Source organism: Bradyrhizobium sp. in8p8 (genome assembly GCF_000426845.1).
GTDB lineage: Bacteria > Pseudomonadota > Alphaproteobacteria > Rhizobiales > Xanthobacteraceae > Bradyrhizobium > Bradyrhizobium japonicum_C.
Window position 1 is genome coordinate 278,600 of record NZ_AUGD01000006.1, and the last position, 14,300, is coordinate 292,899.

A 14,300-nucleotide genomic window follows, 5' to 3' on the forward strand; every position below is an offset into this window, starting at 1 on the left:
GAGCGCGATCGGACGCAAAACCGGCGACCACTTTTGCTGATCGCGCTCTGCATGCCCGCCGCTCCTCAGAAATTTGATGCCGTGGTCTTCAAAAGAAGAACCAGCAGCTGGCCCATTTGTTCATGATATGTTCTAATATAAAGCTAACGGTCGCCACAGAGTCAATCGAATTGGCGCACTTTCAGATTCACGAGCTGAATCAAGAGGATTCCTCCATGGACGTACAACGCAAGCTGGAGATTCTGGCGGATGCCGCCAAATACGACGCGTCCTGCGCCTCCAGCGGCACCGAAAAGCGGGATTCCAGTGATCGCAAGGGCATGGGCTCGACCGCGCCCGGCATGGGGATCTGCCATTCCTACGCGCCGGACGGCCGCTGCATCTCGCTGCTCAAGGTGCTGCTGACCAACGCCTGCAATTACGATTGCCTCTATTGCGTCAACCGCGCCTCCTCCAATGTACCGCGCGCCCGCTTCACCATCGACGAGATCGTCAAGCTCACGCTCGACTTCTACCGGCGCAATTACATCGAAGGCCTGTTCCTCTCCTCCGGCATCATCCGTAGCCCTGATTACACGATGGAGCAGGTCGTCAGCGTCGCGCGCAAGCTGCGCGAAGAGCATCATTTCCGCGGTTACATTCACCTGAAAACCATTCCCGAAGCCGACGATGCGTTGATCGCGGAGGCCGGCAAGTATGCCGACCGCCTCTCCATCAACATCGAGATGCCTGAGGAAACCAGCCTGCAGCAATTCGCGCCGCAGAAGAATGTTCGCGCGATCCGCCGCACCATGGGCCGGTTGCGGCTGAAGCTAGACGAGGCCGAGGACAGCCATAGCGCAAAGACGAGAGCCAAGCCGCAGCGTTTCGCACCCGCTGGCCAGAGCACGCAGATGATCGTCGGCGCAGACGCGGCCTCCGATCAGACCATTCTCCACACCAGCGCCAATCTCTACGGCGCCTACCGGCTGCGGCGCGTTTATTACTCCGCCTTCAGTCCGATCCCCGACGCCAGCCGCGCTTTGCCTCTGGTACAGCCGCCCTTGCTCCGCGAGCATCGGCTCTACCAGGCCGACTGGCTGATGCGGTTCTACGGCTTCGACGTCGGAGAGATCGTCGATGGCAGCGCGATGCTGCCGCTCGACATCGACCCCAAGCTCGCCTGGGCGCTGCGCCATCGCGACCGCTTCCCGCTCGACGTCAACCGCGCCAACCGCGAAGAGCTGCTGCGCGTGCCCGGCTTCGGCACCAAGGCGGTCGAACGCATCATTGCGACGCGGCGCACCACCACGATCCGCGTGGCCGATCTCGCGCGGCTGCACGTGCCCCGCAACAAGGCACTGCCGTTCATCATCCTCAGCGACCACCGCCCCTCTCCGCATCGTCTCGATGCCGCCGGACTGATCGAACGGTTCAAGCCAAAAGCGACACAGCTGGGATTTGGCTTCTGATGCAATACATCATCCTCGACACCGAAACCGATTTCGACGGCTGGCGCAAAGCCGCGCGTAGCCTCGTGCTTCACCACGTGCGGCCCAGCGACGTCACCTGGAGCGTGCAAGGCCGTGAAGCGGAGTTGTTCGCACCGCCCTCGCCATCTCCGATCCTCGAGGTGAACGACGCCACCTTCACCGTCTCGACAAAGTTCATCGAGCTTGCGAAGGCCGCAATCCTGCATCGCGATGCCGAGCGCTTTGCGGTCCTCTATCGGCTGCTCTGGCGATTGAAGGACAATCACGACCTCATCGAGGTCGCGACCGACCCTGATGTCGCACAGGTCACTGCCATGGCGAAGGCGGTCTATCGCGACGAGCACAAGATGCATGCCTTCGTGCGCTTCCGCGAGATCGGCCGGGAACGCCAGGCGCATTACGTCGCATGGTTCGAACCGGATCATCACATCGTCGAGCTCGCCGCTCCCTTCTTCGCCAAGCGCTTTGCCGACATGCCCTGGTCGATCCTGACGCCGGACCTCTGCGCGCATTGGGATGGCCATGCACTTTCATTCACATCCGGTGTCAGCAAGAGTGAGGCTCCGAGCGAAGACCGGCTCGAGGAAACCTGGCGGCGCTATTATGCCAGCATCTTCAATCCGGCCCGCCTCAAGCCGAAGGCGATGCAGGCCGAGATGCCGAAGAAATATTGGAGGAACCTGCCGGAGGCTTCGATCATTAAGCCTTTGATCGAGGACGCCGAGCGCATGACCGGTGCTATGATCGCCAATGCCGCAACCGATCCGCACAAGCCTCAAAAGCGACCGGAGGCTCCGATGAAACGCAAGACTGTCGGCGACGATCTCGAAGCGCTTCGCGAGGAGGCTGCGCATTGCCGCGCGTGCCATCTCTACAAGGATGCGACCCAGACCGTGTTTGGCGAGGGTCCGAAATCCGCCAATATCATGCTGGTAGGCGAGCAGCCCGGTGACAAGGAAGACCTCGCCGGCCATCCCTTTGTCGGTCCGGCCGGCCAGATGCTCGATCGCGCGCTGGAGGAAGCCGGCGTCGACCGCAAGAAGGTCTATGTCACCAACGCGGTCAAGCACTTCAAATTCGTGCCGCGCGGAAAAATCCGCCTGCATCAGAAACCGAACACACCTGAGATCCGGGCGTGCCGACAATGGTATGAGCGGGAAGTTGCGGCACTCCAGCCCGATCTCATCGTTGCAATGGGCGCCACTGCCGCGCAAAGCGTGTTCGGCAAGATCACTCCGATCGGCAAGAACCGCGGCCGGCTCATCGACCTTCCCGACGGTCGCAAAGCGCTCGTGACGGTGCATCCCTCATATCTGCTGCGACTGCCGGATCCGGAAGCCAAGGTGCTGGAGTATCGACGCTTTGTCGAGGATTTGAAGATCGCCGCCGGCTTACAGAGGAAGTCCGCACGAGCTGCGTAAATACGCGCAGAAACGGCTTCACGCATCGTCGGCGATGCGATCTCTCAAACAACAAAGGGCTCGTGGAATGCACGGGCCCTTTCATTGATGCTTCCAGCTCGACCTTAGGACGCCGCCAGCTGCTCCTCGACCAGCTTGACCCAGTAGGACGTGCCGTAGACGATCGCCTCGTCATTGAAATTGTAGGCGGGGTGATGCAGGCCGGCGCTGTCGCCGTTGCCGCAGAAGATGAAGGCGCCGGGCCGCGCTTCCAGCATGTAGGCGAAATCCTCGCCGCCCATCAGCGGCGCCATCTCGTGAACATTGGCTTCGCCCGCGACTTGCCCGGCAATGCGCCGCGCCACCTCGGTCTCCGCCGCGTGATTGTTCACGATGGGATAGTTGCGCTTGTAGCGCAGGTCGATCTTGGCGCCAGTGATCTGCGCCACGCCTGCGACCACTTCATGCACGCGCTTCTCGACCAGCTTGCGCACCTCCGGCGACAGCGTGCGGATGGTGCCTCTCAGCGTCGCCGTCTGCGGAATGACGTTCCGAGCGTTTCCGGCGTGAAATTCGCAGATCGAGATCACCGCCGATTCGAGGGGATCGACGCTTCGCGCGACGATCGTCTGCAGGGCCGTGATCACCTGCGCACCGACCAGCACGGAATCGACGCATTTGTGCGGGCGCGCGGCGTGGCCTCCGAGGCCCTCGATCATGATATCGACCTCGTCGGTCGCCGCCATGATCGGACCCGGCCGGATCGCGAATGAGCCGATCGGGATGCCGGGCCCATTGTGCATGCCATAGACCTGCTCGATGCCGAAGCGCTCCATCAGGCCGTCCTTGACCATTGCCGCGCCGCCGGCGCCGCCCTCTTCGGCCGGCTGGAAGATCACGACGGCATCGCCGGCAAAGTTGCGGGTTTCGGCGAGGTAGCGGGCGGCTCCCAGCAGCATTGCAGTGTGGCCGTCATGGCCGCAGGCGTGCATCTTGCCAGGGATCTTGGAGGCGTAAGGCAGGTTGGTCTGCTCTTCGACCGGCAGCGCGTCCATATCGGCACGCATCCCGATTACTTTGAGACCCTCGCCGGGCGGCTTATTGCCCTTGATGACACCGACCACGCCGGTCTGGCCGAGCCCGGTCACGACCTCATCGCAGCCGAACTCGCGAAGCCGGTCCGCGACGAATGCTGCGGTGCGGTCGACGTCATATAGCAGTTCGGGGTGCTGGTGGATGTCCCGTCGCCAGGCCTGGATGTCGGGCTGAAGGTCGGCGACGCGGTTCACGATGGGCATGGAGATCTCGACATTATGGGAATGCAGGATTGTCTATCATGCAAGCGCCGGTCCACCCAACTGCCGGGGATCGGGGGAGCCCCGCCTGCTTCGCATGGCCGGACTTGTCCCGATCCGCTGCGTCTGCGTATTAAGCGGAACGCAAAATGACCATCCGGGTGGAGCAGAATGCCAAGACGGCTCGAAGGTGAGTTTGACTACATTGTCGTCGGAGCCGGTACGGCGGGCTGCATCGTCGCGAACCGGCTGTCGGCCATGCCAAGCAATCGCGTTCTCGTCCTCGAAGCCGGTGGCGACGACAATTGGATCTGGTTCCACATCCCGGTCGGTTATCTCTTCGCGATCGGCAATCCCCGTTCGGACTGGATGTTCAAGACCGAGGCCGAGCCAGGCCTGAACGGCCGATCGCTCGCCTACCCCCGCGGCAAAGTGATTGGCGGCTGCTCGGCAATCAACGCCATGATCTCGATGCGCGGACAGGCTGCCGACTACGATCACTGGCGCCAGCTTGGGCTGACCGGCTGGGGCTATGAGGACGTGCTGCCGCTGTTCAAGCGGCTGGAGGACCACTTCCTCGGCGCGAGCGAGCATCACGGCGCCGGCGGCGGCTGGCGTATCGAGGCACCGCGGCTGTCATGGGCCATTCTCGACGCAGTCGGCGACGCCGCCGAGGAGATGGGCATCAAGCGCATCCCGGACTTCAACACCGGCGACAACGAAGGCACCAGCTATTTCCACGTCAACCAGAAGCGCGGCCGCCGCTGGTCGTCGGCCCGCGGCTTCCTCAAGCCCGCGTTGAACCGCCCCAATCTGCGGCTCGAGAAGCACGTCCTGGTCGATCGTCTCATCATCGAGCAGGGCCGCGCCGTCGGTGTCCGCTTCATCCAGAACGGCCAGATCATCGAGGCGCGTGCGAAGCACGGGGTGATCCTCTCGGCAGGGTCGATCGGCTCGGTGCAGGTGCTGCATCGTTCTGGCATCGGACCCGCCGACTGGCTGTCGCCGCTCGGCATCGACATCGTCATGGACAAGCCCGGTGTCGGGCGCAACCTGCAAGATCATCTGCAGCAGCGCGCGATCTACAAGGTCGAAGGCGTGCGCACGCTGAACGAGACCTATTACAATCTGCTCCGCCGCGGCCTGATGGGACTCGACTATGCCTTCCGTCGCCGCGGCCCGCTGACCATGGCGCCGTCGCAGCTCGGCATCTTCACGCGCTCCGATGCAACGCGCGCCCGCGCCAACATCCAGTTCCATGTGCAGCCGCTGTCGCTCGACAAATTCGGCGATCCGCTGCACCGCTTCCCCGCGATCACTGTCAGCGCCTGCAATCTCCAGCCCACCTCGCGCGGCACCGTGCGACTGCGCGCGGCAACGCCGGAGGAGAAGCCGATCATCGCGCCAAACTACCTGTCGACCGACGATGACCGCCAGGTCGCCGCCGACGCCATCCGCACCACGCGACGCCTGATGCAGCAGAAGGCGCTGGCCAGGTACCGCCCCAGCGAATACCTGCCCGGCCCCTCCGTCGGCGACGATGACGCCTCGCTCGCAAAAGCCGCCGGCGACATCGGCACCACGATCTTCCATCCCGTGGGCACGGCGAAAATGGGCGCGGCGAACGATCCGATGGCGGTGGTGGACGAACGGCTGCGCTTCTACGGCCTCGACGGTCTGCGCATCGTCGATGCCTCGATCATGCCGACCATCACGTCGGGCAACACCAATACGCCGACCGCGATGATCGCGGAGAAGGGGGCGACGATGATCCTGGAGGATGCGAAGTAGCATCTTGCCACCATGATCCATCGGCGCTTTTCGATCGGTACTGCCGGCGCAGAGCTCGCCATGCTGCAATGGGGCGAGCGCGGAAAGCCCCCTGCGCTGCTCTTACATGGCACCGGCTTCGTCGCCGACGTCTGGGACGAGGTCGCACGCGCACTTGCCTCAACCCACACCGTGTACGCGCTCGATCGCCGCGGCCATGGCGCCAGCCATAAGCCCGGCGCCTATCAATTTCTGGACTATGCAGAGGATGTCTGCCGGGTGGTCGACGCGCTCGATCTCCACGACATCTACGCAATCGGCCACAGCGCGGGTGCGACGGATCTCCTTCTCGCGGCGAGACTCTTGCCCGGTCGCTTCACACGCCTGTTCGCGATGGAGCCGACCATCATGGATCCGCGCGCGGCGCGCGCCGGCGGATTGAGCGAGGAATCCCAATCCCTCGTGGCGGGCACGTTGCGCCGACGCGCCGAGTTCGACAGTGCCGACGCCGTGCTCGAACGCTACCGCACAGCGCCGGCCTTTGCTGATTGGACCGAGACCTCGCTACGCGCGTATGTACGCCACGGCTTCGTACCGCTCGGCGATGGCCGCATCCGGCTCTGCTGCACCCCCGAGATCGAATCCGCGATCCTGCGTCCGATCTTTGAGGCGATGGAGCAGGTGTATATTGGGGACGCTCGCGGCAACCCGTTCGCCTGGCTGACGGAGATCGAATGTCCTGTGCGCGTCACGACCGCCGCAAAGTCGGATGCGATCTACAAGGAGATGGCGCAACGCGCCGTGTCGCTGATTCCCCGCGTCAGCACGCAGGTCTTTGATGGCGCGGGACATTGCGTCGCGCAGGAAATGCCAGAACGTGTGGTGGAAGCCGTGCGGGACTACGCGAAAGCCGGCACCTGATTTTGCTGGCGGCCCGCAATCCAAGCCTGCTGAGTTCAGCCTCGGCTCGACCTTACGCCGACCTTCGCACGGCGTTGTCCACCAGCGTCTTGCCGAGCGACCAGATCGCACCCGGGACCTTGTGGCTGCCGGCGATCACGTCATCGAAGGCGCGCTCGATCCAGCTGCAGTCTTCCTCGGTGATGGTGAGCGGGGGCAGTAGCTTGATGGTGTGGCTGCCGTGACCGGCCACCTGCGTCAGGATCTTGTGGTCCTTGAACAGCGGCACGGTGATGAGCTGGCAGAACAGGCCCTTATTGGCGGTCTCAAGCACGTTCCAGGAGGCGCGCAGGCGCAACGATTTCGGCGGGCCGAACTCAACGCCGATCATGAGGCCCTTGCCGCGCACTTCCTTCATCAGCTCGTAGCCGGGCACCATGCGCGTCAGCGCGAGGCGCAACTCGGCACCGCGCTTTGCCGCTGATTCGATCAGCTTCTCGGACTCCATGACGTCCAGCGTGGCGATGCCCGCGGCCATGGCGAGGTCGTTCTTGGAGAAGGTGGAGCCGTGCACCACCGCGCGGTCCATCTGGTTGAAGATCTTGTCGAAGATGGCCTTGCGCGTCAGCACGGCGCCGACCGGCACGTGGCCACCCGACAGCGACTTCGACAGCAGCACCATGTCGGGCTCGACGTTCCAGTGCTCGACCGCGAGAAAGCGGCCGGTGCGACCCATGCCGGTCTGGATCTCGTCTGCAACGAACAGCGTGCCATATTTCTTGCAGAGCGCGGCGGCGCCGGGCAGGAACTCGTCCGTCGGCATGTTCACGCCCTTGCCCTGGATCGGCTCGACCACGAAAGCCGCGACCTCACGGGAGGCCAAAGCCTTTTCCAGCGCGGCCAGATCGTTGAAGGGGATCGGGGTGCAGCCCGGCAGCAGCGGCTCGAAGCCGGTCCGAAAATTCGAATCGCCGGTCAGCGACAGCGCGCCATAAGTCAGGCCGTGATAACCGTGGGCACAATAGACGATGCCGGGGCGGCCAGTGGCACCGCGCGCAAATTTGATCGCGGCCTCGACGCATTCGGCGCCGGAATTGGCGAAGAACGCCTTGTCGAGATAGGGCACGTATTTCAGCAGCCGTTCGGCCAGCACGCCGGCCAGCGTCGAGACGTCGAACTGGACCAGATTGGGCAGATCGGCATCGAGCACGCTCTTGAGCGCCTCTCGCATGACGGGATGATTGCGCCCGATGGCGAACACGCCAAAGCCGGACAACAGGTCGAGATAGCGAGCGCCCTCGCGATCGTAGAGGTACTGCCCCTGCCCCTTCTGGAAGCCGACATCGTAGCCGATGGTCTTGAGCACCCGAACGAACTGTTCGTTCAGATACCGGTTATGCAGGGTGCTGCGCTGGGCCTGACGGTCCGCGAAAAGCTGAGACATGTCTGGATTTGGGCTGTGCATCCGCTACATACTTCGATTGAGGGCCGTTTCGTCAACTGAAAACGGACCGCTACAGAAACGGTCTGTGCGGCCTTTTGCCCTTTTTCGGACCATCTTCGCAAGCACAGCTTTTAAATCATGTTGCACTGCCAAGGAACCATCATGCGTTTAGCCCTTTGCACCGGACTAATACTGGCTGGCGGTTACACCTGCCTGACACCCGCGCTCGCTGCTGACCCGACCGGGGACTGGCGGGTCGCCGATGGCGTTGCCAACATTCGGGTCGCCCAATGCTATGGCAGCATGTGGGGCGCGGTTTCCTGGGAAAAGCAGCCCGGTGGGCGCGACGAGAACAATCCGGATGCCTCGAAAAAGAACAGGCCGACGCTGGGCATGGCAACCCTGATCGACATGAAGAAGAAGCCCGGCATCGATCAGTGGGAAGGCCAAGTCTACAACGCCAAGGACGGCCAGCTCTACAGCGCGACCATCACGCCGGCTGGTCCCGATCAACTCGAAATCAAGGGCTGCGTGATGGGCTTCTTGTGCGGCGGCGAGACCTGGACCCGAGTGAGCCCGCCAATCCCCGCCAGTCCGGCTAACGCCATGGCCAAGGGCGCGCCGAAATCCAGCGGCGCTGCACCGAGGGCCCAAGGGGCCCAACAAGGAGCGCAAGCAGCCCAAGCCACGACAGGCGCCACCGCGCCTGCGCCTGCAACTCCGAAGGCCGCCGGTACAGCCAAGTCCGGTCAGAAGAACGCCGCCGACCCGGTCGGCGACATCTGCCTACTCCCGGAGATCGCGCGGTTTGCCCATTAGGGCCGGCTGGAACAGCAGGACAGCGGCGAGCGTCGTAACCAGCGAGAGTGCCAGTAGCTTGCCCATGCTGGACGTGCCGGGATGGCTCGACAGCCACAGGCTGCCAAACGCAGTCGCCGTCGTCAGCGCGCTGAAAAAGATCGCGCGCGTCAGGCTGGTCTGGAGCAGGTTTGTCCTGCCAGAGCGCCAAGCCACGACATAATAGATCTTGAAGGCGACGCCGACGCCGAGCAGCAGCGGAAGCGCGACGATGTTGGCGAAGTTGAGCGGCAGCCCAATCAACACGCAAATCTCGAGTGTCACCGCACCGGCGACCAGCAGCGGCACCAGCGTCATCAGCACGTCGACGAAGCGTCCCAGCGTGATCCACAGCAGGAGCCCGATCACCAGCAGCGCGTAGATGCCGGCGTGGATGAACGCCTTCACCACGGTGTCGCCTGATTTCAGGATCGACACAGGTCCGCCGATCGCGGTCGGCTCGGCCGCGAGCACCGCCGCCGCGAATTTGCGCAGCGTTTCGTTGTCGTTGGGATCTCCCTTGGGCAACGCTTCGACGCGGATGATGCCATCCTTGCTCTTCCACCCGCTGACGAGACCGGGCGGCAAGGATTGCAGGGTGACCGGCTCGGCCTGCATCGCGTTCCTGAGTTGGTTGAACACGATCTTCATCGGCGTGACGAATACATCCTGCGCCCTGTTGCGCGTAGTCTCGTCGCTATTGGCGAGCTTCTCGAGCGCGTCCGCCAATCGGCGCGAGGCAACTGCCCCCGGTCCCTTCGCGTCGCCTGCTGTTCGGCGCAGAGTGTCGACCGAAGATTTCAACGACTCGACGTTTTCCTGGTCCGTCGGTGGCGCGTCGATCTGCTCGGGGTTGAGCGCGGGGTTCAGCACCTTGGCGCCCTGCGCGAGCAGCTTCAGCTTCGGGCCCTGGTCCTGCGGCACGAAGCTGTTGAGCGACATCACCCTGAGCACCTCGGGCACCTTCTCCAGCCTCGCCTCGACTTGCTTTGCCTGCTCCTCAGACGTGACCATCACATTGATGGCATTCGCGCCGGTGTTGGGATCCTTGCGCAGGTCGAGGAAGGTCGCAATCGACTCGGCGTGCGGGTTACGCAGATTCATCGGATTGAAGTCGAACTTCATGAAATAGAGCAGCGGCATGCCGCCAAGCGCCAGCAGCAGCGTGCCCCCGACGATCAGCACGCGGTGCTTCTCCAGGAAGTGATCGAGCGGCGCCAGGAAGGCGTAGCCGACGGGCTCCGGCTCGCCGGGCGGGTTCAACAGCTTCAAGAGCGCCGGCAGCACGGTGATCGAGGAGATGAACGCGACCAGCATGCCGACACCGGCGATCTGGCCGAGTTCCGAAATGCCCTTGTAGTCGGTAGGCATGAAGCAGAGGAAGCCCGCTGCGGTAGCCATCGCCGCCAGCGACAGCGGCACCGCCGAACGCTTGGCCGCCAGCACCAGCGCCCCCGTGAGATCATCGTGCTTGTAGCGCTCGGAGCGATAGCGCACGCTGTACTGAATGCCGAAATCGACGCCGAGGCCTACGAACAGCACCGCGAACGCGATCGACAGCAGATTGAGGGAGCCGACCATCATCAGGCCCGCAGCGGTCGTGATCGCAAGTCCGACGAAGAGGTTGACGAAGACGGCGAAGATGATCTTCGCCGAGTGCAGCGCCAGCCAGAGGATGAGCAGCACGACGAGGATCGTGCCAATGCCGTTGACGACGGCGCCTTCCTGTACGGTGGCGTATTCCTCGTTGGCGATCGGGACCGGGCCGGTCAGCCGCACTCGCGCCTGATACTTGTTTGGAAAATCGAGGTCGGCCGCCGCTTTCCGGATCGCCTCGGTCGCATCCTTGCCGGGCTCCAGTGCGTTGTAGTCGAGGATCGGCTTGAACTCGATGAAGGTGCGCTTGTCCGAATCCTTCAACGGCTCGTCGCTGACGAGTTCGCGCCAGGAGAAGCTGGCATTGCCCTTGTTGAGCACGGTCTCGACCGTCTGCGCGATCAGATTGAAGGGCCGCGCGGTGTTGTCGAGCTTGACCTGGCCGCGCTTGACGCCAGCAAGTCCTGTTTCCAGCGCGCCGGTCAGGCCGCGGATGGAGGGATCGCCGGCCATGATCTCGATCAGCGGCGCGGCGGCTTCGAATTGGCCGGTGATCTTGGCGACTTCTTCCGTCGGCAGGAACAACAACCCATTTTTCTCGAAGAACTCGCCGCCGCCGAGTTGCTGCATCGACTGGAAGTTGGTCTTGTCGTCCTTCAGCCTGGCATAGAGCGCGTCTGTTGCCGCGCTCGCCATTTCCGGCGTCCGGGCCTCGACCACAGCGAGGATCGTTTCGTTCTGATCGAACGCTTTGTCGAATTGCTGGTCGCGCTTGCGCCAGTCGAGATTCTGAGAAATCAGCGAATTGATGTCGGTGTTGATGGCGAAGTGGCGCGCGGCGTAATAGCCCGCTCCGACCGACAGCAGGAGCCCGAGAACGACGACGAGGGAGGCAAACCGGGTGCAAGCCCTGACGATGGCGACGACGACGCTTTGCAGCACTTCTTTTCTTTCTGCGGTTAATAGCTTGCCGGAAACGCCCGCTGTTTATCGGAGTTCCCGGGCGAAACCTATTGCTGTTTTGAGTGGGTCTCGCCGTCGGGAGGTTCGAGGTAAACGGCGGGAGACCGTGGCAAAAAATCATGCGGGGGCGGTCGGTATAGCCCGGCACTTGAGGCGGGAAAGTGACGAAACATTCCGCACGAAACGCCACGCGCTCAAGCGAGCCCCTCTCCTTACTATAATACCGCAAATGCAATCCAGCCACGGTTCTCGGGGTTATCCGACCTTTCCTCATTGCCGATTTTTTGACACAAAGTATTGCGCCTCCATGCGCCGGCGCCCCAAATGAGGTGAAACGCTACCGCCTGCGCGAACCGATGGTGCGGATATTGCTGGTCATTGGTTAGTATTGGGGTGCCGCCGGGACTTTAGGAAAGCAATTGGTGCAACTTGCGTAATGGGCGTCCAATGGAGGTTTATCTGGCGCAACCGCGCGGCTTCTGCGCGGGCGTCGTGCGTGCGATCGAAATCGTGGAGCGGGCGCTGGAGAAGTATGGCCCGCCCGTCTACGTGCGCCATGAGATCGTGCACAACAAATACGTCGTCGAGAACCTGAAGAACAAAGGCGCGATCTTCGTCGAGGAACTCTCTGAGGTTCCACCGAAGGCCGTGACGGTCTTCAGCGCCCATGGTGTGGCCCGCAGCGTCGAGGAAGAGGCGACCGCGCGGGATCTTCCGGTGCTCAATGCCACCTGCCCCCTGGTCACGAAAGTTCACAATCAAGGGAAGCGCTACGTCGCCAAGGGCCGTACCCTGATCCTGATCGGCCATACCGGTCATCCCGAGGTCGAGGGCACGATGGGCCAAGTCCCGGGGCCAGTGCAGCTTGTCCAGAGCGTTGAAGAGGTTGAGGCGCTGACGCTGCCAGCGGATACGCCAGTGGCCTACATCACTCAGACCACCCTGTCGGTCGACGATACCAAAGACATCATCGCGGCCCTTCACGTCCGCTTTACAGACATTCAAGGTCCGGATATCCGGGATATCTGCTATGCGACACAGAACCGCCAATCTGCGGTAAGGGACTTGAGCAAGCTGGTCGACGTGATCTTGGTGGTAGGCGCTGCCAACAGCTCGAATTCGAACCGGCTTCGCGAAATCGGCACCGAGGCCGGCGTCGCGAGTTATTTGATTGCCGATGGCAGTGAGCTCAATCCGGAGTGGTTGAAAAATGCCAGGACCGTCGGCGTCACCGCCGGCGCTTCGGCGCCCGAGGTACTCGTGGATGACGTGATCGAAGCGATGCGGCGGATTGGACCAGTGAAGGTCTCGGTACTGCCGGGCCGCGAGGAAAACATCGAATTCCGGCTTCCGGCCCAGCTGGCCGCGAGCTGACCCACCCGAATTCAAAGCCCAGAAAGAAACCTGTAATGGCTATCCCGTTCTTCAAGGAAATGCGTATCGGCGGCTATTTGCTCAAGCAGAGACTGCTTGGCCGCAAACGCTATCCGCTCGTGCTGATGTTGGAGCCGCTGTTTCGCTGCAACCTTGCCTGCGTCGGCTGCGGCAAGATCGATTATCCGGATGCGATCCTCAACCGCCGCATGACGGCGCAGGAGTGCTGGGACGCGGCCGACGAGTGCGGCGCGCCGATGGTCGCCATTCCCGGTGGCGAGCCGCTGATCCACAAGGAGATCGGCGAGATCGTGCGCGGCCTCGTCGCGCGCAAGAAGTTCGTCTCACTCTGCACCAACGCGCTGCTGCTGGAGAAGAAGCTCGATCTGTTCGAGCCCTCCCCTTACCTGTTCTTCTCGGTGCATCTCGACGGCCTGCGCGACCACCACGACAAGGCGGTGTCGCAGAAGGGCGTGTTCGACCGCGCCGTCTCGGCGATCAAGGCGGCCAAGGCGCGCGGCTTCACCGTCAACGTCAACGCCACCATCTTCGACGGCCATCCGGCCGAGGAGATCGCCAAGTTCCTCGACCTCACGGTCGAGCTCGGCGTCGGCGTCTCCATGTCGCCGGGCTACGCCTACGAGCGCGCGCCGGACCAGGAGCACTTCCTCAACCGCACCAAGACCAAGAAGCTGTTCCGCGACGTCTTCGCCATGGGCAAGGGCAAGAAGTGGAACTTCATGCATTCCGGGCTGTTCCTGGACTTCCTCGCCGGCAACCAGGAGTACGAGTGCACGCCGTGGGGCATGCCCGCGCGCAACATCTTCGGCTGGCAGAAGCCCTGCTACCTGCTCGGTGAAGGCTACGCCAAGACCTTCAAGGAGCTGATGGAGACCACCGACTGGGACTCCTACGGCACCGGCCGTTACGAGAAGTGCGCCGACTGCATGGCCCATTGCGGCTACGAGCCGACGGCGGCGACCGCAGCGCTCAACAACCCGCTGAAGGCAATGTGGGTGGCGCTGCGCGGCGTCAGGACGACCGGCCCGATGGCGCCGGAGATCGACCTCTCCAAGCAGCGCCCGGCGCAGTACATCTTCTCGGAGCAGGTGCAGAAGAAGCTCTCCGAGATCCGCAAGGACGAAGCGGCCGCGGCGCAGGCGAAGACGGCGCAGAAGGCTTCGACTGCGGCCTGAGCGCGGGATGGCATCTAGCCACCCCGGGCTGCGGACACCAAAAGAGAAGGCCC

The 14,300-nt window shown here is 63.0% G+C and carries 10 protein-coding genes; 7 read left to right on the forward strand and 3 right to left on the reverse strand.

Features of this window, described 5'->3' with window-relative positions:
• Positions 1 to 215: 215 nt before the first annotated feature.
• Both K408_RS0117930 and K408_RS0117935 read left to right on the forward strand, forming a co-directional pair.
• A complete protein-coding gene (locus K408_RS0117930) occupies positions 216 to 1,451 on the forward strand; it encodes a putative DNA modification/repair radical SAM protein (protein ID WP_024339760.1) in 1,236 nt (411 codons plus the stop codon).
• Complete coding sequence (locus K408_RS0117935) at positions 1,451 to 2,893, forward strand: UdgX family uracil-DNA binding protein (protein WP_024339759.1); 1,443 nt, start codon at positions 1,451 to 1,453, stop codon at positions 2,891 to 2,893. The genes K408_RS0117930 and K408_RS0117935 overlap by 1 nt, the downstream gene beginning before the upstream one ends.
• A gap of 104 nt (positions 2,894 to 2,997) precedes the next feature.
• Here K408_RS0117935 and K408_RS0117940 read toward each other — a convergent pair whose 3' ends face one another.
• Positions 2,998 to 4,170 carry a M20 aminoacylase family protein gene (locus K408_RS0117940; protein ID WP_024339758.1) on the reverse strand — a complete coding sequence of 391 codons (1,173 nt, stop codon included), beginning with the start codon at positions 4,168 to 4,170 and terminating at the stop codon, positions 2,998 to 3,000.
• A 168-nt stretch (positions 4,171 to 4,338) separates the two neighbouring features.
• On the opposite strand from K408_RS0117940, the gene K408_RS0117945 reads away from it, so the two are divergent.
• Positions 4,339 to 5,958 (forward strand): GMC family oxidoreductase, encoded by a 1,620-nt coding sequence (locus K408_RS0117945; protein WP_024339757.1) that lies wholly within the window; start codon positions 4,339 to 4,341, stop codon positions 5,956 to 5,958.
• A gap of 12 nt (positions 5,959 to 5,970) precedes the next feature.
• On the forward strand, positions 5,971 to 6,858 hold the full coding sequence (locus K408_RS0117950) for an alpha/beta fold hydrolase (RefSeq protein ID WP_024339756.1): 888 nt from the start codon (positions 5,971 to 5,973) through the stop codon (positions 6,856 to 6,858).
• Positions 6,859 to 6,910: 52 nt separating this feature from the next.
• On the opposite strand, the gene hpnO is transcribed toward K408_RS0117950, so the two are convergent.
• Positions 6,911 to 8,302, reverse strand: coding sequence for an aminobacteriohopanetriol synthase HpnO (hpnO, locus tag K408_RS0117955; protein WP_024339755.1), 1,392 nt, complete (start codon positions 8,300 to 8,302; stop codon positions 6,911 to 6,913).
• Positions 8,303 to 8,443: 141 nt separating this feature from the next.
• Between hpnO and K408_RS0117960 the strand changes: the two genes are divergently transcribed.
• A complete protein-coding gene (locus K408_RS0117960) occupies positions 8,444 to 9,100 on the forward strand; it encodes a DUF2147 domain-containing protein (protein ID WP_024339754.1) in 657 nt (218 codons plus the stop codon).
• Here the strand turns inward: K408_RS0117960 and hpnN are convergent.
• Positions 9,068 to 11,656, reverse strand: a complete 2,589-nt coding sequence (hpnN, locus tag K408_RS0117965; protein WP_024339753.1) for a hopanoid transporter HpnN — start codon at positions 11,654 to 11,656, stop codon at positions 9,068 to 9,070. The two genes, K408_RS0117960 and hpnN, sit on opposite strands and share 33 nt — an antisense overlap.
• A gap of 468 nt (positions 11,657 to 12,124) precedes the next feature.
• On the opposite strand from hpnN, the gene ispH reads away from it, so the two are divergent.
• Positions 12,125 to 13,051: a 4-hydroxy-3-methylbut-2-enyl diphosphate reductase gene (gene ispH, locus K408_RS0117970; protein WP_024339752.1), complete on the forward strand. Its 927-nt coding sequence runs from the start codon at positions 12,125 to 12,127 to the stop codon at positions 13,049 to 13,051.
• Between the two features lie 35 nt (positions 13,052 to 13,086).
• Positions 13,087 to 14,247 (forward strand): adenosyl-hopene transferase HpnH, encoded by a 1,161-nt coding sequence (gene hpnH / locus K408_RS0117975; RefSeq protein WP_024339751.1) that lies wholly within the window; start codon positions 13,087 to 13,089, stop codon positions 14,245 to 14,247.
• Positions 14,248 to 14,300 lie beyond the last annotated feature (53 nt).